This window comes from Anaerocolumna xylanovorans DSM 12503 (assembly GCF_900143645.1).
Lineage (GTDB): Bacteria > Bacillota > Clostridia > Lachnospirales > Lachnospiraceae > Anaerocolumna > Anaerocolumna xylanovorans.
In genome coordinates this window covers 1,057,786-1,080,838 of record NZ_FRFD01000003.1, presented here as the reverse complement: position 1 = coordinate 1,080,838, position 23,053 = coordinate 1,057,786, and the positions used below count along the sequence as shown (strand labels likewise).

20 protein-coding genes are annotated in these 23,053 nt (G+C 37.0%); all 20 read right to left on the bottom strand.

Annotation, left to right across the window (positions count from 1 at the left end; genetic code table 11):
• Nucleotides 1-5 precede the first annotated feature (5 nt).
• The 20 genes from BUF11_RS04540 to BUF11_RS04445 all read right to left on the bottom strand — a co-directional run bounded on the left by BUF11_RS04540 (nucleotide 6) and on the right by BUF11_RS04445 (nucleotide 23,053).
• Entirely contained in the window at nucleotides 6-263 is a 258-nt protein-coding gene (locus BUF11_RS04540; protein WP_073587560.1) for an HPr family phosphocarrier protein, read from the bottom strand.
• Nucleotides 264-312: 49 nt separating this feature from the next.
• Nucleotides 313-1,926, bottom strand: a complete 1,614-nt coding sequence (locus BUF11_RS04535) for a GH39 family glycosyl hydrolase (protein ID WP_073587559.1) — start codon at nucleotides 1,924-1,926, stop codon at nucleotides 313-315.
• A 15-nt stretch (nucleotides 1,927-1,941) separates the two neighbouring features.
• A complete protein-coding gene (locus BUF11_RS04530) occupies nucleotides 1,942-3,342 on the bottom strand; it encodes a glycoside hydrolase family 1 protein (RefSeq protein WP_073587558.1) in 1,401 nt (466 codons plus the stop codon).
• Nucleotides 3,343-3,447: 105 nt separating this feature from the next.
• Nucleotides 3,448-4,815, bottom strand: a complete 1,368-nt coding sequence (locus tag BUF11_RS04525; protein WP_073587557.1) for a PTS sugar transporter subunit IIC — start codon at nucleotides 4,813-4,815, stop codon at nucleotides 3,448-3,450.
• A gap of 29 nt (nucleotides 4,816-4,844) precedes the next feature.
• On the bottom strand, nucleotides 4,845-5,150 hold the full coding sequence (locus BUF11_RS04520) for a PTS sugar transporter subunit IIB (RefSeq protein WP_073587556.1): 306 nt from the start codon (nucleotides 5,148-5,150) through the stop codon (nucleotides 4,845-4,847).
• Between the two features lie 24 nt (nucleotides 5,151-5,174).
• Nucleotides 5,175-5,489, bottom strand: a complete 315-nt coding sequence (locus tag BUF11_RS04515) for a PTS lactose/cellobiose transporter subunit IIA (protein ID WP_073587555.1) — start codon at nucleotides 5,487-5,489, stop codon at nucleotides 5,175-5,177.
• Between the two features lie 131 nt (nucleotides 5,490-5,620).
• Nucleotides 5,621-7,531, bottom strand: coding sequence for a BglG family transcription antiterminator (locus BUF11_RS04510; protein ID WP_073587554.1), 1,911 nt, complete (start codon nucleotides 7,529-7,531; stop codon nucleotides 5,621-5,623).
• 376 nt (nucleotides 7,532-7,907) lie between these two features.
• Nucleotides 7,908-8,477, bottom strand: coding sequence for a methyl-accepting chemotaxis protein (locus BUF11_RS04505; RefSeq protein WP_073587553.1), 570 nt, complete (start codon nucleotides 8,475-8,477; stop codon nucleotides 7,908-7,910).
• A gap of 90 nt (nucleotides 8,478-8,567) precedes the next feature.
• On the bottom strand, nucleotides 8,568-10,052 hold the full coding sequence (locus BUF11_RS04500) for a glycoside hydrolase family 43 protein (protein WP_073587552.1): 1,485 nt from the start codon (nucleotides 10,050-10,052) through the stop codon (nucleotides 8,568-8,570).
• A gap of 1,105 nt (nucleotides 10,053-11,157) precedes the next feature.
• On the bottom strand, nucleotides 11,158-11,661 hold the full coding sequence (locus BUF11_RS04495) for a PTS sugar transporter subunit IIA (RefSeq protein WP_084558442.1): 504 nt from the start codon (nucleotides 11,659-11,661) through the stop codon (nucleotides 11,158-11,160).
• 45 nt (nucleotides 11,662-11,706) lie between these two features.
• Nucleotides 11,707-13,182 (bottom strand): family 1 glycosylhydrolase, encoded by a 1,476-nt coding sequence (locus BUF11_RS04490; RefSeq protein WP_073587551.1) that lies wholly within the window; start codon nucleotides 13,180-13,182, stop codon nucleotides 11,707-11,709.
• Between the two features lie 75 nt (nucleotides 13,183-13,257).
• Complete coding sequence (locus BUF11_RS04485) at nucleotides 13,258-14,883, bottom strand: PTS transporter subunit EIIC (protein WP_073587550.1); 1,626 nt, start codon at nucleotides 14,881-14,883, stop codon at nucleotides 13,258-13,260.
• Between the two features lie 112 nt (nucleotides 14,884-14,995).
• Nucleotides 14,996-16,618 carry a phosphoenolpyruvate--protein phosphotransferase gene (ptsP, locus tag BUF11_RS04480; RefSeq protein ID WP_073587549.1) on the bottom strand — a complete coding sequence of 541 codons (1,623 nt, stop codon included), beginning with the start codon at nucleotides 16,616-16,618 and terminating at the stop codon, nucleotides 14,996-14,998.
• A gap of 2 nt (nucleotides 16,619-16,620) precedes the next feature.
• Nucleotides 16,621-16,878, bottom strand: a complete 258-nt coding sequence (locus BUF11_RS04475) for an HPr family phosphocarrier protein (protein ID WP_073587548.1) — start codon at nucleotides 16,876-16,878, stop codon at nucleotides 16,621-16,623.
• A gap of 44 nt (nucleotides 16,879-16,922) precedes the next feature.
• Nucleotides 16,923-17,750: a PRD domain-containing protein gene (locus tag BUF11_RS04470; protein ID WP_073587547.1), complete on the bottom strand. Its 828-nt coding sequence runs from the start codon at nucleotides 17,748-17,750 to the stop codon at nucleotides 16,923-16,925.
• A gap of 343 nt (nucleotides 17,751-18,093) precedes the next feature.
• Nucleotides 18,094-19,557 (bottom strand): sensor histidine kinase, encoded by a 1,464-nt coding sequence (locus BUF11_RS04465; RefSeq protein ID WP_073587546.1) that lies wholly within the window; start codon nucleotides 19,555-19,557, stop codon nucleotides 18,094-18,096.
• Complete coding sequence (locus tag BUF11_RS04460) at nucleotides 19,550-20,215, bottom strand: response regulator transcription factor (protein ID WP_073587545.1); 666 nt, start codon at nucleotides 20,213-20,215, stop codon at nucleotides 19,550-19,552. Before BUF11_RS04460 ends, BUF11_RS04465 begins: the two co-directional genes overlap by 8 nt.
• A gap of 502 nt (nucleotides 20,216-20,717) precedes the next feature.
• Nucleotides 20,718-21,353 carry a flavodoxin family protein gene (locus BUF11_RS04455; RefSeq protein WP_073587544.1) on the bottom strand — a complete coding sequence of 212 codons (636 nt, stop codon included), beginning with the start codon at nucleotides 21,351-21,353 and terminating at the stop codon, nucleotides 20,718-20,720.
• A gap of 101 nt (nucleotides 21,354-21,454) precedes the next feature.
• Complete coding sequence (locus BUF11_RS04450; RefSeq protein WP_073587543.1) at nucleotides 21,455-21,904, bottom strand: flavodoxin family protein; 450 nt, start codon at nucleotides 21,902-21,904, stop codon at nucleotides 21,455-21,457.
• A 108-nt stretch (nucleotides 21,905-22,012) separates the two neighbouring features.
• Nucleotides 22,013-23,053, bottom strand: coding sequence for an alpha/beta hydrolase (locus BUF11_RS04445; RefSeq protein WP_084558440.1), 1,041 nt, complete (start codon nucleotides 23,051-23,053; stop codon nucleotides 22,013-22,015).

Below are 23,053 nucleotides of genomic sequence, written 5' to 3'. Positions count from 1 at the left end.
CACATTTAAAGATTACTTTCAAAGAATCTTAACATATCCACATATGTCTTTTCTTCATCTTCTCCAGAAATTTCTATTTTTACTTTTTCTCCGCATTTAACCCCCATCCCCATAACCGTTAATAATTTTGTTGCATCAGCCTCTTGACCGTCTTTATGCAAAATAATTTTGCTTGCATACTTTCTTGCTTCTTTCACAAGCAAACCTGCTGGTCTCGCATGTATTCCAACTTCTTCTTTTATTACATATTCAAAACTTTTCATCCGTATCTGCTACTCCTTTCGTATTTTTATAAAAACCCAATCTATAATTTTAGTCTTGTTTAATTTTAATATGGTAAATATCGTTTACTGCCATTTCAACATTGCAGGTTAATTTACCGTCTTCATACTTATAATCCAAATCTTCTTCTATGAGACAACTAAGTTTCTTTATTTCTTCTACTTCTTTTGCTGTAAGATCAGGCTTTGAACCGTTGCTTTCCCATATCTTCAGTGGATTGCAATGATCTTCATCAATCCGTTGAAGCTTCACACAACTGGGTATACTCTGCAGCTCAAGTACTAAATTTACCGGTTCTTTCGGTAAATCTATTTGTTTCATATTTTGTCTGAACAATAGAATATCCACTTCTCTTTCTGTCTTAAAAGCTGCAACACCAATCTCCTGGTCTGTTATATCCGTTTCTAATATATATCTTTCGTTACCTACTTCTGAAAGTAGTTTAAAGGCATAATAAGTTGGTTTTGGAATACCATGAATGGTCTGTAAACCAAATCCACCGTGAAATTCCTCTTTGAACTGATGCATTTCTTCAAAAATATCACTGAAACACCAGACACTTGTACCAGTTACATAATCTTCTACATCCAATGCCGCCTTCATGTCATAGGCTGCCGCTTTTCTTGTGTCATTCGAATACGCAGAAAATGTTGCCAGCATATTCCACTCCGTGTAAAAAATCGGATACTCAGATGCCTGTAGTTTCACAGTCTGTGCATTTCTCTTAAATCTATCTGATGTAAGATCCTTCGTTTCAGAAGGGTCACCAAACATTATTTTCAGTACTTCAAGACAAGTTACATTTTCCGGTAATGCAGAATTCAATTGTTCCATCTGCTTTACCAGTTTTTCTGCTTTATCAACTTTTTCTTCTTTATTTATATTTTTCACTATATTCGAATTTTCTGAATCTTCAACCCCTGTCAGCGGATCTCCCGCATATTGGTGCGTTGATACAAAATCTAAAGGTAGTTTACTGTTATTGCAAAATGCAATAAAGTCATTTACCCATCTGCTTCCACTGGTTGCCGGCCCGCCAACTTTTAACATCGGATTTATCTCCTTTATTGCAGTTGCGGTTACTTCATATAGCTCGAAATACTCTTCCTTACTGCCTAAGTAAAAGGCACCTTCTAAATCCGGTTCATTCCATACTTCAAAATACCAGGATTCTGCTTCTTCATTTCCATATCTATGGATTAAATATTTTACAAAATCTTTTATATAATCCGCCCATTCCTGCAGATTTCGGGGATTATTAAAATTACTTCCATAAAAGCCTTTATTTTCCGTACGATTCTTTGCTAAAGATTGCGGCATAAAACTTAATTCAACAAAGGGTTTCATGCCGATTGATAATATATTGTCATACGCTACACCGCAAAGATAAAAATTCCGTTCGACAATTTTTTCTCCCTTTGGCAGCCCCGCCAATATTAAATTGAAGTTATCTAAAGTATGCATATCATCATTGAGAATTCCATGAAAACGTACATATTGTATTCCCAGTTCATCATGTATAAATTTCAGTTGCTTTAAATAATCTGCTCTTAAGGCTTGTGCTGCATGATCACTTCCGATACAAAACTGCCAGTGTTTGTGAAATGGTTTAACCGGATCATTTATGTTAAATTTAAAATCCATACTATTCCTCCCTGTCTATAACTCTTTACCATTGCTTTCTATTACTTTTTTATACCAGTAAAATGATTTTTTCCTGTATCTGTTGAAGGTACCTTGGCCGACATCATCCAGATCAACATAGATAAATCCGTACCTTTTTTTCATTTCGCCGGTACTGGCGCTAACAAGATCAATACATCCCCAAGGCGTATAGGCAAGTAACTCAACTCCATCAACTGATACCGCCATTTCCATTTCCTTTATATGTTCCCGTAGATAATGAATTCGATAGTCATCTTGTATGGTTCCATCCTTTTCAATAGTATCTTCCGCACCAAGTCCATTTTCAACTATCATAAGCGGAATTTGATAACGATTGTATAACTGATTTAATGTATATCTCAGCCCTGTCGGATCAATCTGCCATTCCCATTCACTTACCTGTAGATATGGATTCTTCTGTCCCTTCATAAAGTTCCCCGAAACTTCTATTTTTTCATCTTCTGAAACCGCAACACTAGTTGAATAGTAGGAAAATCCTATAAAATCAACGGTACCTTCCTTCAGTATCTTTTCATCATCCTTATGGATATCAATTTTTACCTGATAAGATTCCATCTTTTTCAATGCTCCGGATGAATAATAACCTCTTACTTGAACATCACTGAAAAAAAAGGTTTCCTCTTCTCTCTCCATACTCTTCATAACATCGTTTGGATTACAGCTATACGGATAAATTGTTGTAGATGCAAGCATCATACCAACTTTCAATTCCGGATAATGTTCATGAGCATACTTTACTGTCATAGCACTTGCGAGAAATTTATTATGTGCCATTTGATACACTATCTGCATGGAATCATGATTTTTTTCCATTCCATGGAACAACGGATAATACATCAAAGTATTAATTTCATTAAATGTCATCCAGTACTTTACTTTGTCATGATATCTATCCAGAATAGTCGTGGCGTATTTATAGTACATATTTATCCATTCCCGATGATTCCAATCTCCATATTTTTTTTCTGCCTCATAAGGATCATCAAAATGCGAAATCGTTACAATAGGTTCAATCTTATACTTTGCTAACTCATCGAAGATTTTATCGTAAAATTCCAACCCTGCTTCATTCGGAATTTCATTATCTCCGGTTTGGAAAATGCGGGGCCATGAAATCGACATTCTATAACATTGAAATCCCATCTCAGCAAATAATTTGATATCCTCTTTAAAATAATGATAAAAATCAATAGCCTGGTGACTTGGATAAAAAGAATCCTCCAAAATTTCCGAAGTTGGTGTTCTTAACTGTCCTTTATTACAAAGGGGTAACATATCAATAGCACTCAACCCTTTTCCGTCAATATTATACGCCCCTTCACACTGACATGCAGAAGTTGCTCCGCCCCACATGAAAAATTCATTAAAAGCCATATAAGTCTTATCTCCAATCTTTTTATTAACATATTCTAACAATTTTAACAATATCGGTGGTATTATATAAAACTATACCACCGATACACTATTGGTTCTGTATTGTTATGCGTTTGTTTCTACTGATTTTTCTCTTTCCAGTTCCTGTATTTTTAACTGTTTATCATAAGCCTTTACAAAAGGCAGCCAAATTAAAAATTGTACAAAATACATTATAAAAGCAAAAATCAAGTTCCGTACATTCATTGAAGCAAGGAATGCATTTAAGCCAATTGGCAGCTGTGCAAAGATAATATTATAACCTCCTGTAAGCCATCCCGCAGACCCCAGTATCCAGGATAATCCCATTGTTACCACCGGAATTACTAATACAGGAATTACCATAAACGGATTAAACATAATTGGAATTCCGAAAATAACAGGCTCATTTATTAGAAATACACCTGGTACAATACTAGCTTTTCCAATTGCCTTCAACTGTTTGGAAGCGACACAGAATAATAGTACTAAATTCAGTCCAAAATAAGGATTAGAAAATTGTGTCATGTCAATAGCCTGGAATGCAACTGCATGACCAGCTTCTGCAATTCCAAGGTTCTGACTATAAACCTGGAACATGATAGGAATATATAACATACTAAATAGCGCAGGTCCGTGAACACCAAATAACCACATTAAGTTCCCAAGAGTAATAATTAATAAAATTCCACCTGGCGTGTTAACATTTCCAATTGCCGGAACTATAAGTTTATTGATTGCTGCCGGTATTGAAAGACCAGCAGTTTGCTGTATTATCAAAGAAGCTCCATAGAATATTAAACAGTTAATTAACAGTGGAATCACTGATGAAAATGATTCTGCAACTCCTGCCGGTACGGCATCCGGCATTTTGATTGTAATTTTCTTTTGAATACACAATCTTGTTATCTCTGTTGAAATCAAGCTGACAATAATTGCGACAAATAATCCTACCGAGCCCAAATATGTTGTATCTAAAACAGTTGTTGTTGATAGTGTAGACATATCCACTCCCTTGTTTACTTGCGATGCAAGATATGCAGGGATTCCCGGTGATGCAACTAATAAAAACATAATGAATGAAATCAATGATGCTGAAAAAGCTTTTATTTTATATGATTCCGCTAACTTATACGAAATTGCAAATACAGCAATGATACTCATCATTCCCATTGTCATATTCGAAGGTACCGATAATATATCATTATATTTATGTGCAAAATTGTACCATCCGCCAAATATGTGAGCCCAAAACCCTCCATTTGCAATCATCGAATCTGTTACCGGCGGTGTTTTGATAATATTAAAGATTGCCGCCAGCAGTGTAAATGGAACGATTGCCATTAATCCCCCTGATATAGCCTGAATATGCCTTTCTCTTGCAATCTTACCAAAAACAGGTGTTACTTTATCATTGATGCGGCGCATAACGGATACATTGTTTTCTTTTGCCATTTTTCTACCCTCTCCAATACTTTAAATTCTTACACCAGCATCGCCAGTGCAGTATCCAATACTTTTTTTCCATCCATCATCCCATAGGATAATGGGTCAATCAGCCCGACCTTAATGCCTTTTGGCTCATTCTCAGATTTCATCTTATCAAACAGATAACTAACCTGCGGTCCTAATAGCAGTACATCTGTTGGTTCAGAATATGATCCGAATGATGATTCAGACATTGCTACAATCGTTACATTTTTTCCTTCTTTTTCTGCAACTGTTTTCATTTTGCTTACTAATAAGCTGGTTGACATACCTGCTGCACAGACAAGAGTAATATACTTCATATTTTTTTCTCCTTTCATTCATCATTACTTATTTATCATCATGATTTTGTACATTTCAATCATATGAATCGCCAGATCACGAACTGTTATTGCATTCATCAGATGATCTTGTCCATGTACCAAAATCAGACTTAACGTTGTTGGTTCTCCATTCAGTTCTTTCTGAATCAATTCAGTTTGAAAAATATGGGCTTTATTTAGGGATTCATTACACTCTTTCATTTTTTCCTCAGCCAAATCAAAATTTTGTTTACTCGCTGCGGCAATTGCTTCCAACGCTTTACTCCTAGCATCACCTCCATTTACAACCAGCTCCATTACAATATCTTCTACATCCATAACATCCTCCAATTCTAAATCGCAATGGCAATTTATTGCTTCTAATGACATTCTAGCAAGCTTATTACAATATCTCAAACGCATAAAATGCTACATTCAATCTGGTAAACTCTGAATGCAGCATTATAGTACTAAACACTTTGTTCTTGAAACAAGGACATTAATGTCTCAAAATTACGACTTTCAATCAATGTCTGTATTGCTTCTTTATTTTGTATTAATTCTATGGTAAATTCATAAAACTTCGGTAGATTTAAATCCGGCTGATTACCTATAACTGTCATAAATACAACCTGCACATCAGATTTACCCCATGGAATTGGCTGATTTAATATTGCCACATACACATATGATTCATTTGTCACAGTTTTTAGCGGATGCGGCATTGCTATTCGATTTCCAAAGTCAGTGGTTCCCAGTTCTTCCCGAGCTGCTACCAATTGATAAAAATCCATTGGAACATTTTTATCTTTTATAATTTTATTGCAAATATTCATAAGCACTTCCTCTTTTGTAGTACCTTCAAGTCTTTCAAAAAATGCATTTTCAGAATAATACTGCTCCAAAAAATCTGTTTTCTTTCTTCCCAAAACTTTCTTTACATTAAGCATATCTTTTTCTGTCAGAAACAATCCAACCTCTATAATTGGTACTGGAATATGATGCATGATTGCTATGGTTGTGAATACATAATTAACTTTCGAAAAATCAAAGGTTTCAACTTCACGCAAATCACATACATAGATCTGATCTAAATAATCTTGAAATTCCTGCCTGTATTTATATTTTAGCAATCTGGAACTTCCTTTTCCTGAACTGCAAACAATTAATATATTGTACTTATCAATTGCTGCATTATGTTTCTCCAGAGCAAGAGCAAACAATAATGCTATAAAACCTATCTCATCCTCTGATAATTTCTTCTTGTAATAATCTTCAAGTACTGTTGATGCTATCTCCGCAACCAAATATGCAAATTTATAATTGTCTTTTATTTCTATTAATAGTGTGTTTTCAATAGGAAGCTCATATCGTAAGCGAATATCAAGTGGCACTATATGCTGATTTAAACTCATTCTTAAATCAAAGCTGTTACGAAAATCCAATCCAAAGTCCAAGAAAACCTTATCTAGCATTTTTATAACCAATTGATCAATTTCACTACGGATAACAAAATTCACTTCATCATGCTCGCCACTTCCAACCATTCTTCTTCCAGCCAGATGCAATGCTATATACGCTTCCTCAGAATCGCGGTACTTTATATCATATTCTCGCTCAAGTCTCTCTGCAAGCTTTATCACAAATGCCCATTCGTTTTCATTTAAATTATGAATATCACTTTTTTCTAAGTTAACATTTTTTTTATGGGCGATCCTTCCTCGCGCAATATAAACATTTGTAATAAAATTTTCAAATGCTGTCTCAACAAAATTAACATTGAACTCCTTTACATATTGAGATATAATATCAGCAAGTTTCTTTAATTCTTTTTCTTTATATTCTTCATTTAGTCCAACTAATAAATTCCTTTTTATAAAAAGTTCGCCAAGACAACGTCTGATATCCATTTCATTTCCAATAATACGAATCCCATAATTGGGACGTCTCTCAACATGGATTCTATATTGCTCTAAAACTAACTCTACCTGCTTTAGTACAGCTGTTATTGTGCTCTTGGAAACATACAAAAAATCGCATAATTCTTCAAGCCTTATAAAGCCATTATGATTTAGTAAGTATGCAAGTAAATAATTTTTTCGTTCTTCAGCAGTATTGGGAATCTTAGTTTTTTCATTAAATTCACTTTCCATTCTTTCCAATTCATTATACTTTTCTATATCTGTAATAATTAACTTAAATCCAAATCTTGGTTTAGATTCAATAACCGTTCCATATTTTTGTAAGATAAACTGCAATTCTTTAAGCCGGGTACGCACAGTTTTTTCACTTATTTTTAAGCGTTCTGCCAGCTCTTTTGCTGTCTTATATTTACCGTCTTCCAGACACATTAATAAATCCTTCAAATATGATGCAAGCATAATAAACCTCCCTTTCATCGAAATATTTGTGGTGAATCCTACCCTGAAATGCCTTATTTATAACGGATGCAGAATGCTTTTTAATATTTTAACATAAATCATTGCTAATCGTTAAATGTCTTTTTCCAGATTGAATGTGGTAATTACTATTTATGAGCACTTGACCATTATGCTATTTTCTTCTTTTATTTTATTCCAAATAATTATATACGCAAAAATCCTTAAACCATAGTTTCTGGTTTAAGGATTACAAGCTATGAATATAATTATTCTCAATTATCATTATGCCGTTTGGAATATTAAGCTTATTATTTAAAATCATTGAGAGCATCGCTCATTATTAAAAAGGTTTCTTCCATAGTAGTTGATAACTCATTTAAATAATCTGAAATATTAAAAAATTATTGTATATATTTTTAAAAGAATTTCCTGCCTCTCCGATTACCGTTTCTCCAATTTGTAAACTTGTGTTTACCTCTTGCATAAAATTCATTGAATCATCAACATCATTTTGAATTTTAAATATTAACCCCTCAATTTCCTGTGCTGCCACAGAGGATTGAGCTGCTAATTTTTTAACTTCTATGGCTACCACACTAAATCCTTTTCCATGTTCCCCTGCTCTCGCAGCTTCAATCGATGCATTTAAAGCCAATAAATTCGTTCTTTTTGCTAGTTCTCCAATTAGCGTTATACTTTTCTTTATTTCTTCGGATTTTAATTTAAGAGAATCCAACGCCGATGTGACTTCAGTAAAATTTTTACGAATAATTGACATTTGATTAATTCCATTATTTATGACCGAAATTCCTTGATTAGCATCACTTGTTGCATTTGTAGAAACTTCTACTACATCTTGAAGATGTTTATCAATTCGACCCATTCCTGTCATTATATCCTCTGAAAGCTTAATCTTTTTATAATCTGCTGCTTTTTGTTCCCTCATCAACACATCACCCCATTTAATTCTTTCAATCTTCTTAAAGATTTATCTTTTTTTATATGCTCTTAAATGTAATTTTTGTTTGTGTAATTATTAGGGTTTCGGACTCTCCTCATATTTAAACCAGTCAAAATAAGCTGTCCCCCTATTTTCAATGAACATTCCTCCAAAAACTCCTGTAAAGGGTGAGTCAGACATCTCAACAGACATATGCTTGACCATTGCCTCATTGATTATTATTTTCTCATTCTTTTCACTGATATAGTAGAATTTATAATGAAGTTCATCTGCTTCAATACCGATAATTATTTTTTCTTCCAGATAGTCGAATGCCTTAGTTATAATTACAATATCATCAACCGTTCTCTTTGTATATAATTCGAGAATGCCCTGGCTATTTCTTAATCCAATTTCCATATGGTGATGATTATCAATTAATACTGCTAATCCAGCTGTTCCACCCTCCTCCAATTCCGTTAACAGTTTAACTTCGAACCGACAAATATATTCTTTTTGTCTGACTCCAAGAAATACAGGCGACGATAATGTATTAAGATCTTCACCATTACCTCGTAATGTCAGATAACCGGCTTTATCTTTTAAGGAATATTGATTTATTATGAAATCTCTGATGGTATTGTAATCAGCTCTCATTCCGTTCTGATCAAAGTCATCAAAAAAAGATTCCTCTTTTTGTTTTGTTATCCCAATTCCTTCACATGTTATTTCAGAAGGCACATAACTATTTTCAACCATAGGCCATCCATCCTTTGTCCAGATAACGGGTACTAGTATTGTCTCTCTCCCTAAATGGTGCCTATGTTTATATGGTCTTGTTGCTAATGCTACAATCCACCAGTTACCTGAATTGTCCTGAATAAGGTCCGCATGACCAACTGCCTGCAGTTTTTCTTTACTTTTATCTTTATTTGATACCATAGGTGTATTCGGCGATTTTTCATAGGGGCCATATAAAAAACGACTTCTCTGCACGGTTACCATATGTCCATCGCGAGTCCCGCCCTCCGCACACATTAAATAATACCAGCCATTTATTTTATAAATGTGAGGTGCTTCAACATCACGGTGCCCACAACCTTCACTAATGATTTTAGGCTCTGATAACAGTGCACCGGTTTTTATATCTATTTCAGCTTGATGTATAAACGTCATACAGGAAGCCTGAATATAGTATTTTCCATCCTCAAAATAAAGAGATGGGTCAATACCTTTAATATCAATCCAAATCGGATTGCTAAATCCCTTCTTTAAATCATTTGTATATACAATAAAATTCCCTTTAGATATATTAGTTGTTATCATATAGAACATTCCATCGTAATAACGAATGGTCGGAGCATAGATTCCTCCGCTGCAGAATGTACCATGTAAATCAATCTGACTATCTCTGGTTAAGCAGTACCCCATTTGTTCCCAATCCACCAGGTTCTTACTGGTGAATAAAGGAACTCCTGGTAAATATTCAAACGAACTAGTCACTAAATAATAATCATCACATACCTTACAGATGCTCGGATCCGGATAAAACCCTCTAATTACAGGATTATTATAATTCATTAATTGCTTCCTCTTTTTCTTATGTCTTCTATATGCTTCTCTTTAAATAAATCCCATGTTAATATAAAATCTAATGACAGATTGTTTTACCAAATGACATAAATAGTTATATTCACTACTGTCACCGGCAATTGCCCCACCTGCTTAGAACCAATAATTACGATATGAGCGTTAAAAAGCCCCGTCCCATTGTGAAAGACTGACCTTTTAACGCTCAAACCATAGTTATATATTAACTCAAGAACCATATAAATTCAAACGCGGAATTTACCAGATTTAATCTGGTAAATTTTATGTGTTCAGAACCTTTGTCTTTTTTATCACCTGCTGTGTGGTAACACATATTCCCTTCAACCGAGAGGGCGTGTTGCAAAACTATTTTCAAATAGTCTTGCAACACGCCCTTACTAACAATAATCCAATTTGCATTTATTCATTCAATCTGTAAATCAAGAGGTTGTGGAATGAAAGATTAGTGTCTTACCCTGGGAAGACCACCCACATATCATATGATCTGGTCGAAAAAGGTTTGGGGAGGGAGTCAGATAAGTCATAGTGTGCGACTTGAAGTCGTGGTTGAATTGTACATAAGTACTATCCATCCATCTCGTGATATTCCTACCGATAAGCGCTTAGTAAGAAATGAAAGGTGCAGAGTAATCGGAACAACGTGAAAAGTATGGTAACCACAACCGTATCATTGCAAGGAAAGGTATGTATGATTAATAAATCTGAAACTTATCCGAGAAGATTTATCATTTATTATAATAAATCCATGATTTCTAGCGGATTCCTTAGATAATAATACTACTCGGATAATTCAGATTCCACCCCACGATAGACACCCTTGCTGTTCAGCTATACACTTCCCACTACCTGAGCATGTTCGGGATTCACACCTGTTAGAGCGCACCCATGGCGCACAAACTAAAAAAGAGACCTCTTTCTCAAATAGTTTATTGTTATTATCTTTTAGTTATAGCTGATTTTATGATTCAGGTGTTGCAAGCCGATTATCATATTAAGATGAATATGTATCTTACATATTCATCCATTCGGTACAACAATGACTTATGACACACTTGAATCATTCTTATGATGGTACTTACTTTTCTATTATAATCTGACCCCTTGTAACATTTCCAAAAGCAATAAAAGGTATTCTGGCACCTTCCGTTACCGGTTCTGTTACAATCAGCATAGTGACACACTCATATCCAGCCTTCTTCACTGCATCTATGTCTACCTTTACAATAGGCTGACCGGCTTTTACCAGCTCCCCCTGTTTAGCCAGAGTCTTAAATCCAGCACCATTCAGATGAACTGTGTCAATACCGATGTGTACCAATAAGCCTGTTCCATCTACCATACGAACGGCGAATGCATGTCCTGTAGCGAACAATACTTCCAACTCTCCATTAACAGGAGAAACAACTGTGCCATCTTTCAAATCAAATCCTATTGTCTGCCCCATCAATTCTTCCCGAAATGTAGCATCACTGATACCAGAAGCTGGAACCATAACAGCATTCGCTACTGCTAAAATATCCTCATCTGAAAATACAGAAATTTGCGTTTTTTTCTGAAAAATGTTGTCTAATAATCCCATGTTATTTTGCCTTTCTGAAATTTTATGTCAAAACATACAAACTCACTAATCGAGTTCTGTTCCATTAGATTTAATAACTTTTTTATACCAATAGAAGCTGTCCTTTCTAATTCTCGCCAAGGTACCATTTCCTTCATTATCACGATCAACATAAATAAAACCGTATCTCTTTTTCATTTCTCCTGTGGATGCTGAAATCTCATCAATACAGCCCCATGTCGTATATCCAAATAGATCTACACCATCATTGACTGCCTGATACATTGCTTTTATATGACTACGAATGTATTCTATACGATAATCATCATGAATACTGCCGTCTTCTTCTACCTTATCAACTGCTCCCAGTCCATTTTCCACTACAATTACCGGAATCTGATATCGATCATATATTTCATTCAAAGCAAGACGTAATCCATCCGGATCCATTGCCCATCCCCATTCGCTATATATTAAATAAGGATTTTTCTCGCCTATTGTAAAATTACCCTTAGCTTTCTCTCCTATCTCGTTTGCAGATACACAGGCACTGGAATAGTATGAGAAACTGTAAAAATCTACATTCCCCGCTCTCAGATCTGCAATATCCTGTTCAGTAATATTTAACACAACTTTTGCCTCTTGTAATATTCTCTGAGCATAGCCCGGATAATATCCTCTTACCTGAACATCTCCACAATAGTGTGTAATTTTCTGGTCTTTCTCCAGCTTAGCTATCACATCCGCTGGTGAACATGTACTTGGATAATTCACTGCATATGCTATCATACAGCCGACCTGGTACTCCGGATCAATTTCATGAGCTGCTTTGACCGTATGTGCACTTGCAACAAATTTGTGATGTATCTGCTGATATGTGCTCTGCACTTCCTTTTGCGCAAGTTCTTTTTCCATAAGGTCAAGAAACATTATTGTATTATTAAGCTCATTAAAAGTCAGCCAATATTTAACAAGTCCTTTGTATTCGGTTAATACAGTCAGTGCATATTTATCAAAATACTCAATCATCTGGCGGTTGTCCCATCCACCCAATTCATTTTCCAGATAAAGCGGATTCTCGCCATGCCAAATTGTGACTAATGGTTCAATATTATATTTTTTTAATTCCATAAAAATACTTCTATAGAATTCCAGTCCTTCCCTGTTTGGTTTTTCCTCTATTCCTTTAGGGTAAATTCTGGACCAGCAGATAGACATACGGAATACTTTGAATCCCATTTCCGCAAACATTTTTATATCTTTTTTGTAGTATCTATAAAAATCAATTGCCCTATGGTTTGGATAATATTCATTATCAAAAACTGCGTACTTTGCTCCCGCCGGAAGCGTGCCTCCAAACTGCGGATACTTTCCTTGCTTACCATCTTTGTCAACATAGGTAAAGCATCGGGCCTGGTTATTAGTTCCGGCGGTAACGACATCTTGAATTGTCAGTCCTCTCCCGCCTTCATAACATCCGCCTTCAATTTGAGATGAGGAGGTTGCTCCACCCCACAAAAAGCTGTCAGAAAATCTTTTCATACACAACTAATCTCCTTTACTTTCTCTTTTAATAACAGAACTGCAGAGTTTTGCCTCTGCAGTTCTTCTTTTTGACTAGTCTTCTTTTCCTTTATAGAAAATAAGTGTTCCAACAAAACCAAGAATAAATGCAGCTACCACACCAATACAACCGTTAACCATATTTGATGTGGTTGAACCGGAGAACATTAAGAACGGTCCTATCACAGGAATAGAAACTGTTAAGTTAACCATAGCTATATGTGTCAATCCAATATAAAATCCACCTATTGCACTTGAAACAACTGTAACAGCAAGGCAAACTTTATTTTTAAATAAAATACCATAAATAGTTGGTTCGGATACAGCGCCTAAAGCCTGGCTTGTTAATGCTACAATACCAACCTGCTTAGCATTCGCAGACTTGGACTTAATTATATAAGCAATTGCAACTCCTTCGATGCACATACCATAAACAGCCATGAATGGGAAATATAAATAATCCAGTCCAGTCTGAGTATAAACGGTAAATGTCGCCAGGAATATTGGACCACCCATACCGAAAGCAACCAAAAATGGATACAGACCTGCAACCAAAGCACCCTCAAGAAAACCTGCATGTTCGCTTAATGCCATAAGTACAGATGCCAGCCCTGTACCCAGCCAATTACCAATCGGACCAAGTGCACATAATCCTATTGGTGCCATAATGAGTACTGTTAATGTTGGAACCAGCATTGCTTTTAACACATTTGGTATAATCTTATTCAAAAACTTTTCTATATAAACCTGTACCGCTACGATTAGTATGATCGGCAGGAAAGTTGTTGAATAATTAATCAGCATCATTGGTATGCCAAATACAGTAAAGGATTTACCGGCAGTAACTGCGCCTGTAATAACCGGAGACATCAATAGTGCTGCCATTACAAGTGAAACAATGGTATTTGCACCAAGTTTTCTTGACGCAGAATATGCAAGTAAAAAGGGCAGGAAATATGTAACTGCACTTGCCATGCCAGTTAAGAGAATATATACATTCGATTGTGCTGACAGAACATTTAAAACACTAGGTCCAAGTAATGCAGCTATCGTATTTAACATACCCATAATAACAAATGCAGGGATGACTGGTGTGATACATCCTGAAATTAATTCGAACAGCTTACTTCCTATCTTCTTGAATGACACTCTTTCCTTCACCGCTGGGGTATCTAGATTTTCCTGAATTGCTCTCTTTTCTAAGAATTCTCCAATTCTGACCACCTCCTGATACACATCATCGACCTTTGCCCCAATAATAATCTGATATTCACCAACATTTTTCTGGAAACCTAAAACACCTTCTACCTTTTTGATTTCCTCTGCATTTAATAATTTTTCATCTTTTAATCTAAAACGTAGCCTAGTCATACAATGCAGTACTTCTGTTACATTGTCCTTACCGCCAACAAGATCAATTAACCTGGTAGCCATTTCAGTATATTGCGACATTGTTATTCTCTCCTTAATATCAGTTATTAGTTTTATTTCTATGCGGATTCTGCTACGTCTCATAAATACATCGGCAACTCCCATTACCTCGCGAATTTCTTCAATCTTAACCAGACTGCAATCCTTCACAAATAGTTCTAGTACCCCAGAGGCATAATTACTTCTGCTTATATTTGCTTTGCCTCCTGCCAGATGTATTATCTGCTGCAATAACTGCTCTTCTTTCATAGCACAGCCTCCTTTTATCTGCAATAGTAAACGCGCGCCATTTACTAATAACATTCTGGAAATGTAGAGTCTTGATTTTCATAGCATATTTCTTTTACTTATTTTACTCATATTATAATTCCATAATTCTCTTTCGAACTTTTAAAATCATTCCAGGGGAAACGGACAATTCATCAATTCCCATATCAAGAAACGTTTTCGTTAGTTCCAAATCTGAGCCCAGTTCTCCACAAATACCTATCCATTTTCCATTAGCATGCGCATTATCTGCCGCCATCTTAATTAAACTTAAAATCGCTCGGTGATGCTTATCATAAAGGCTATCCAATTTCCCATTCTGGCGATCAATTGCAAGAGTGTATTGGGTAAGATCATTTGTACCAACGCTAAAAAAATCTACCTCCCTGGCTAATTCGTCCGATATCAGCGCTGCGGCTGGAGTCTCAATCATAATCCCCTGCTCAACATGTTTTGCATATGGGATACCGCTTGTTTCCAGTTCAGTTTGTACCTCTGAAACAATTTCTTTAATGCGCTTTACTTCATCAAGAGAAATAATCATCGGATACATAATCGAAAGACTCCCAAATACCGCTGCGCGAAAAAGTGCCCGAAGCTGTGTCTTAAAAAAATCTACTCTGTCAAGGCAAATTCGGATTGCCCGGTATCCAAGTGCAGGATTTTCCTCCTTATCCATACAGAAATAATCCACTTGCTTGTCTGCACCAATATCACAAGTACGAATAATCACTTTCTTTTTTTCCATTAACTGAAGTGCCTGCTTATACATTTGAAATTGCTCTTCTTCCGTTGGATAATCCTTTGATCCCAAATAGATAAATTCACTGCGAAAAAGGCCAATTCCATCCGCATCATTACTCTGTGCAAATGCAATATCTCCAATATTCCCCACATTGGCACAAAGATGAATCTCTTTTCCATCTGATGTTACTGTCGGCTTTCCTCTTAATTCCAAAAGGAGTTTTTTTTGTACTTCTTCTTCCAACACTGCTTTTTCGTAAAATTCAATGGTATTGTCATCCGGCTCTATATAAAGAACGGCTTCTTTTCCATCTATAATTCCAATTTTTCCATCCAGTTCGTTAATATTCTCTATGGGAACACTGATAAGCGCCGGAATATTCATAGTTCGAGCAAGAATGGCTGTATGTGATGTCAAAGATCCATGAACAGTAACAAATGCCAGTATCATTGACTTCTCCAGCTGAACAGTTTCGCTTGGTGTTAAATCGTCTGCAATAAGAATTACCTTTTCTTTTAAATCCGATAATATATTTTCTTCCTCTCCGGTTAAAATATGAATCAGACGATTGCTAATGTCCTTAATATCTATTGCCCTAGCTTTCATATACTCATCTTCCATAGAAGCAAATATATCCGAAAAGATTTCGTTGGTTCTCGCCACAGCAAATTCTGCATTTACATTTTCATGCTCGATTATATTGCGAATGCTATCATTATAATCCTCATCTTCTAACATCATCTGATGCACTTCAAATATTGCAGCACTATCCTCACCTGCTCCATTTACTGCAATTTTATATAAATTTTGAAGGTCCATTATTGCTTGATTGACTGCCTTTTCCACTCTTAGAATTTCTGCTACTGCATTATTAACATGTATCCGTTTTACAGGTGTCCCTATTTTTGTATAAACTTTGATTTTTCCTATTGCTGTACCATTTTGTACCGATTTTCCCGATATTTTCTGCATACTTAAAAATTCTCCTCAAAAAATTTCTGAATTTCCAGATAAGCTCTATCCTCATCAACACCATCTATTTCTATAGTAATCTCATCATTTTGTTTCACACATAACCCCATAACCGTCATCAGTTTCTGAGCTTCTGCTGCTTTTTCGCCCTTTTTGATTATGACTTTACTTTCATATTCCTTTACTTTTTTTGCCAGATTACCTGCTGGCCTTGCATGTAACCCGACCGGATCTTTAATTATATATTTAAAATTTTTCATGTCACAAGCCTCCTTCGTTCATCAATTTTTTTTCATACAAATGACTATTCATTTTTTTCTTTTAATCTATTAATGTGTAGCATCAGATAAAGGATTTCTTCCTTCTCACAGTTCCAGTTCCAAGTCTCACTGAAATAGTCAACTATCCTTTGAGCACAGAGATAAATATCCGGATATTCTCTTGCCATCGTACGTAACATGCTGCAATCTCTATTATTAATCTGTCTATCTGTAGCCAATCGTTGAATTAAATATCGTAAATGCATTGCAAATCGTGAGTACTGATAACTTTTCTCTTCCATTTTAATTTGAAGTTCCTGCTCTACAATAGATTCAACATCGGATAAAATTTTTAATGTCAACATTACCGAATGTATATCACCAGCTTCAGTTTCACCTGTGATTAAATGCAATGCAACACTGACCGCTTCACTATCAGGTAATCGAATTTTTAGATAGTTTTCAATAATATTTAATGCGGCTAGACCCACCTCATATTCCTTTGGATAGAGAAGCTGAACATCATAGGCCAATGGAAAGGTAATATTGATTCCTTTATCCATACGTTCAATTGCAAAATTCAAGTGATCTGCTAATGTAAACGGAAGATTTGGATTCAACTCACAATTCAAATTCATTTCAGCCTGTTCAACAATATCTGCACTGGCAAGTATTACTGCCCGTGGCAGGCTTGTAATCATGTCTACATAGCGGATATCCACATCATAAAATGAACGTTCGATTTTAGAAAGATCCGTTAGTTCATAGGGCATTTTAGGAAATCCAACGCCCTTACCCAGAACAATAATCTCATTACCACAACCATCCCGCGCAAGGGCTGCATTATTATTTATTTGCTTAATAATCTGCACACTTACTGCCCCCTTCCAAAAATAAAATAAAAAAATCCTCAAAAAAAACTACATACAACAAACTTCCAAACGGAAGAGATATGCAAGTAGCGCCTCTGAGGAGTAACACCTTATATTAATCTATCAGAATCATAACATAAATGCTTCATTTCTGTCTATTTACATTTTGCACAAAAATCATTTCTAGTTTCAGTCACTTTGTCTAATCTACCATGTCTAATTTTTATATAGATAATTGCATTTTACCTTTTTATTCTTTGTACTCTTCTGTTTTGTTTCTAAAAACAAAGAAACAGGCTATGCAATATTGCCTGCTTCTTTAACATCAATAATTGGTAGTTAATCATCTATTTTCGCTCACATTATTTGAATTTGAATACTCGAACCAAAAGGTGGTTAGACCTTCTTTACAATCCACTCCATAAGGCATACCGTGAGCCTTTAAATATGTGCTTACGATGGAAAGACCAATGCCAGTTCCTTTTTTCCGTCCGCCATGATGCTGACTACGCTGGTACCTCTCCCAGATGATGGCACGGTCTTCCTCCGGGATAGGTTCACCCGGATTGATAACAGACACCCGTATCTCGTTGTTCATTTTTTCAATCACAACTGATATTATTCCTCTATCTACAGTGTGATTAACAGCATTATTCAATAGATTTCGCATAACCTGACAAATTTTCATCGCATCTACATTTACGGGGATGTCATCCTGAGTGCTCGTCAAGCGAATCGTAATTCCATATTCAGCAGCGTTTTGTTCGCAATGAGCTACCTCTGACTCAATCATTTCATATAAATTGTACCAATCCTTTTTTAGTTGGATATACCCCGCCTGTAGCTGTGAATAATCCATAATATCGCTGACCATCTCACTCATTCGACCGGCTTCCTGTATAATAAGATTAAGATCCTCATTACGTTTTTTGGCATTTTTCCAGTTGATGTCCCTCACCATTTCAGCATATCCCCTAATAAGAGCCAGAGGTGATCGCAGCTCATGGGATACGTTGGCTATGACCTCTTTACGAAGAACATCCACTCGTTGGAGCGCCTTACTAAGCTCATCTACCGAATCGGATAATTGTCCGAGCTCATCATTCAGTGAAAGCCCGGGGGTTGCAGTCAACTCGCCCTTTGCAAGTCTGTCTACCGTGCTCTTTATTACACGGATTGGCTTCACAAAATGACGGGATAATAATGCCGCCAGTATGGCAGCCACCAGTGTCAGTGTTATGCTTAGTGTCACAAGCTGTTTCCGGTTAATACGCAGGACCGTTTGTAGTTGATCCAGAGAATGATAAAGAATAATCACAGCTTGTCGATTTTCATATATTATCGGAATTCCGATTTCAAGGTCTAACGGTTCAGAGCTATATCGTATAATTTTATTGTATGATTTTCCCTGCAGAACCTGCTGATATTCTTTACTCTGCTCTAAATAATTTAGAAATACCGACATGGATTCCAAAGAGTTTTCATCTGATAATCTATGTCCTAAACTGTAAAGTGCAATCAGCTTTCCATCACCGTCAATTAGCATCATCTTCCCGTTAGTTGACTTGCTTAGAGAGGAAACCAGTTGATCATTATGGGCAAGATCTTTCGTTTTCACTTCTTCTATTAAAGGCTGTAAACGACTTTGTACTTCAGCAACGGTAGAATCCACGTAGTTCTGCTCAAATAGAAAGATCTGTACAACCCACATAAATGCTATACTCAGTGTCACCAAAAGCATCATAATCAACCACAAGCGAACTACAATCTTGGAGTGGAAGGGAGACCTCTTACAAATCTTATTCATATTCAAATTTATACCCAACCCCCCATGCAGTTTGAATTACTTTCCTATAGTCGCCCAGATGTTCCCGAAGTGATTTGATATGGGTATCTACCGTACGTGCATCACCATAATACTCATATCCCCAGACCTTATTTAACAACTGTTCCCGGCTGAGGACAAGTCTTTCATTCTGTGCAAGATACAATAAAAGATCAAATTCTTTTGGTGGTAGATTAAGTGCTTTTCCACCTACGGTTACTGCTCTTGAACCAGGTGAGATACAAAATTCTCCAAAGATAAGCTTATCGCATGTTTTTTTTCCGCTGCGCTTAAGTACAGCACCGATACGGGCCATCAGCTCCTTTGGGCTAAACGGCTTTGGTACATAATCGTCTGTCCCAAGGTTAAAGCCCAGCAATTTATCATATTCCTCGCTGCGGGAGGTCAGCATAATAACCGGTACCTGACTTTCCTTGCGTATTTCCCCGAGAGTTTCAAAGCCATCGAGTTCTGGCATCATGACATCCAGCACAACGATATCAAACTGTATGCTATTTATTTTCTCAATCGCCTTCAGACCGTTTTCTGCCTCTTCACACTGATATCCATTCAATTCAGCATAAGTCAGCACTAGCTTCCGAAGATGTATATCATCATCAACAATTAGTAATTTGGGCATTGTGATCCCTTCTTTCTTTGATGTCTATGCCATGGACGTGACTTTTCGCCTCGAAAATCAGGTGCAATACAGCAATAGTGTTTTTTATTATATTACGTGGAAGAGGCAGTGAAGTCAAGAGCGTTTCAATTTTCACCGGATTACCTGATTCCTGTGCAACTAATAATAATGTGTTATATTTAACCATAGCGCGAAATTGTGAGAAATTTGTGAGAAATCCATGAGAAAAATATAAGTTTTAGGATATTAAGACACATGTTACAGAGAAATTTATTATACCTTTTATAGCAGAGTTATTACCTCAACATATCCTGAACGGTCAAAAAAAGATTCTTTTTGGACCTAGTAACCTCTTAGCGACAAATTATATTTCAGAAACTATCGCATAAAAAGCCACATTTTGGGTGTTCAGCGCCTGTTCTTACTTTGCAATTATATAAAATAAAGGCTTTCTAAATCATTAACTGACTTTGAAAAGCCTATATTTTATACTTTATTCTCTTTACTCCCGAATGAAATTCGTAAAGGTTACAGGTTCCTGTCCCGGTTGCGTTACGCTAAGTTTATTTCCTGCTTCCATACATTTCAAAAAGTATGCCATGTTGCGGGCAAGAAAACGCATAGTCTGCATGCCCTCCAAATCCTGTCTAACTTCTTCCGGCTTTGCACCATGAACGATATTCCAATAGCGGGAAGAAACAATCGGCATTTGCATTAACGCAAAATATTTATTGATCTGATCCCATGTGGCAGTTGTTCCAGCACGGCGAGCAGATACCACAGCCGCTGCAGGTTTTAAAGTGAATCGGTTTCCGCGGCCAAGAAGATCCGTGTAAAAAACTCTGTCCATAAAAGAAGTGATGCTGCCAGTAGCGGCACCCCAATGGACGGGGGTTCCGAAAATATATCCGTCATAATCTCCGGCAACTTCAAGAAACTCATTGACTTTGTCGTCAAATACGCAGAGACCCTTTTGTGCACAGGTCTTGCAGGCAATGCAGCCAGACAGCGGCTTATTACCAATCCAAAACAGATCGGTATCTATTTTTTCAGCGTTTAACGTATTGGACACTTCGCATAGTGCTGTGTAAGTGCAACCTTCCTTATGGGGACTTCCATTTACTAATAATACTTTCATCATATACCTCCTCATTATTTTTAAATTCAGGCATATTCCCCGACTTCAAAATTACGCGAATTGTTAGCGCAATGTCGGTTTCGGTACACAAAATTTAACAACTAAAGTTTTTCTGATAAAACTTTGGCTTCGCTTCTGTTCTTTGCCATTCCCATATATGTCATACCGTAAAGTGATGCAAAACGGTTCATGGTGTATTCACCTGCTTCCAGCATCCACTTCTCCGGTGCCGCACCTTGGAATAGGAAGAACAGCTTCCTCCCACTAAGTTCTCCCTGACTCACCGGGCCGTAGAATCGATCCAGCAATGTACGAACCGCACCGCTTATATTGTGCCAGTAAACTGGCGAACCGATCACGATCGTCTCAGCTTCTTTTATCTTTGTCAACACTTCGCCGAACTGATCTCCTGGCAGCTCCTGTCCATAGGTATTGATTCTGTAATCAGTGAGGTTCAATGTCTCATATTCTTTGCCCTTCAGAAGCTCTTTAGCCAGTGCCGCCGTATTGCCGTTCTGCTCCGGACTTCCATTGATAAATAAAATTTTCATGTTCTTTCCCTCCTACACGCATTCCTTTAATATATCAAAGATTTCAATCCACTCCAGCTTCCTTGCGCATCCCGCTGTCAGATTGCATCCTTATATCATATCCGATAATCAAAGTTTCTTACAGAAAAACTCCACCAGCTTGCCGACTGCCTGCTCCATATATTCTGTCTTCCAGTAAGTTTCAATGTGAGTTGCACCGGGAATCAGGAACAGCTCCTTGTCATTCGTTCCGGTCGCTGCCGCAAATACCTTCTCTGTCATATAGAATGTATCTGCGGCGGTTCCAGCCATCATTAGCAACGGCTGATTGATCAAATCCGCATTGTCCGAAGCATCGAAGTTCATCAGATCAAGAAAGCTGCTTACCGTGTAACGGAAGGTAGACTGCGGGTGGCGGTGGGTTTTTGCATAGTAATAGTAGCCGTCACGATAGAGACCGGCTGGCAGTGTCTTTGCCTGCTCTTCCGGCATATCACACATATCAGGTGTATAGAGCACCTCGCCTCCATCGGCTTCCTGCTGACGCGCTTTGGAAGCATTCCGTAGTCTCTCCTGAATGGTAGCCGTTTGACTATCGAGAAATCCATTTCTTCTGACCAAGCCAGAGTTGAACATGGATAGGGTCGCAACAGCTTTAAATCTCTTGTCCGTCTGTACCGCCTTGATCGTATAGCCGCCTCCGCCGCAGATGCCGAGGATGCCAATCTTTTCACGGTCAACGCCAGGATACTGTGCAATGATGTCAGCCACACGATGAATATCCTCTATACGATTGGCAGGTTTATCCGTATTGCGCGGCATTCCCTCGCTGCCACCCTGATAGGCCGCATCCATTGCCACGGTAATATAGCCATGCTCCGCCAAATGCTGTGCATAGTTTCCTGCGACCTGTTCCTTCACACCGCCATTTGGATGTGCGACCACAATGGCTGGATACGCCTTGCTGTCATTTTCCTGATAGCCTGCCGGAGTGTAGACATTGGCTGCAATTCTTAGTCCGTTAAGGTCATAGGCGATGGGGTGTATATTTACCTCACCTTCTTTATTTTTTGTGATTGCTCCCTGATAAACCAGTCCAAACAGGTTGTCATTATGGGTATTCTCAGCTTTGATTTCCTCTATCGTCTTCGTTGTAAATGCTCTGCTCAT

What these genes read in the sequence shown, in the direction of transcription:
- BUF11_RS04450 (WP_073587543.1), bottom strand. Translation starts at nt 21,904, where the DNA reads ATGAAAATTTTATTTATCAATGGAAGTCCGGAGCAGAACGGCAATACG.
- BUF11_RS04445 (WP_084558440.1), bottom strand. Translation starts at nt 23,053, where the DNA reads ATGAGCAGAGCATTTACAACGAAGACGATAGAGGAAATCAAAGCTGAG.
- BUF11_RS04525 (WP_073587557.1), bottom strand. Translation starts at nt 4,815, where the DNA reads ATGGCAAAAGAAAACAATGTATCCGTTATGCGCCGCATCAATGATAAA.
- BUF11_RS04495 (WP_084558442.1), bottom strand. Translation starts at nt 11,661, where the DNA reads ATGGGATTATTAGACAACATTTTTCAGAAAAAAACGCAAATTTCTGTA.
- BUF11_RS04535 (WP_073587559.1), bottom strand. Translation starts at nt 1,926, where the DNA reads ATGGATTTTAAATTTAACATAAATGATCCGGTTAAACCATTTCACAAA.
- BUF11_RS04485 (WP_073587550.1), bottom strand. Translation starts at nt 14,883, where the DNA reads ATGAAAGAAGAGCAGTTATTGCAGCAGATAATACATCTGGCAGGAGGC.
- BUF11_RS04510 (WP_073587554.1), bottom strand. Translation starts at nt 7,531, where the DNA reads ATGCTTGCATCATATTTGAAGGATTTATTAATGTGTCTGGAAGACGGT.
- BUF11_RS04505 (WP_073587553.1), bottom strand. Translation starts at nt 8,477, where the DNA reads ATGAGGGAACAAAAAGCAGCAGATTATAAAAAGATTAAGCTTTCAGAG.
- BUF11_RS04465 (WP_073587546.1), bottom strand. Translation starts at nt 19,557, where the DNA reads ATGAATAAGATTTGTAAGAGGTCTCCCTTCCACTCCAAGATTGTAGTT.
- BUF11_RS04530 (WP_073587558.1), bottom strand. Translation starts at nt 3,342, where the DNA reads ATGGCTTTTAATGAATTTTTCATGTGGGGCGGAGCAACTTCTGCATGT.
- BUF11_RS04490 (WP_073587551.1), bottom strand. Translation starts at nt 13,182, where the DNA reads ATGAAAAGATTTTCTGACAGCTTTTTGTGGGGTGGAGCAACCTCCTCA.
- BUF11_RS04460 (WP_073587545.1), bottom strand. Translation starts at nt 20,215, where the DNA reads ATGCCCAAATTACTAATTGTTGATGATGATATACATCTTCGGAAGCTA.
- ptsP (WP_073587549.1), bottom strand. Translation starts at nt 16,618, where the DNA reads ATGCAGAAAATATCGGGAAAATCGGTACAAAATGGTACAGCAATAGGA.
- BUF11_RS04520 (WP_073587556.1), bottom strand. Translation starts at nt 5,150, where the DNA reads ATGAAGTATATTACTCTTGTCTGTGCAGCAGGTATGTCAACCAGCTTA.
- BUF11_RS04455 (WP_073587544.1), bottom strand. Translation starts at nt 21,353, where the DNA reads ATGAAAGTATTATTAGTAAATGGAAGTCCCCATAAGGAAGGTTGCACT.
- BUF11_RS04515 (WP_073587555.1), bottom strand. Translation starts at nt 5,489, where the DNA reads ATGGATGTAGAAGATATTGTAATGGAGCTGGTTGTAAATGGAGGTGAT.
- BUF11_RS04475 (WP_073587548.1), bottom strand. Translation starts at nt 16,878, where the DNA reads ATGAAAAATTTTAAATATATAATTAAAGATCCGGTCGGGTTACATGCA.
- BUF11_RS04540 (WP_073587560.1), bottom strand. Translation starts at nt 263, where the DNA reads ATGAAAAGTTTTGAATATGTAATAAAAGAAGAAGTTGGAATACATGCG.
- BUF11_RS04500 (WP_073587552.1), bottom strand. Translation starts at nt 10,052, where the DNA reads ATGAATTATAATAATCCTGTAATTAGAGGGTTTTATCCGGATCCGAGC.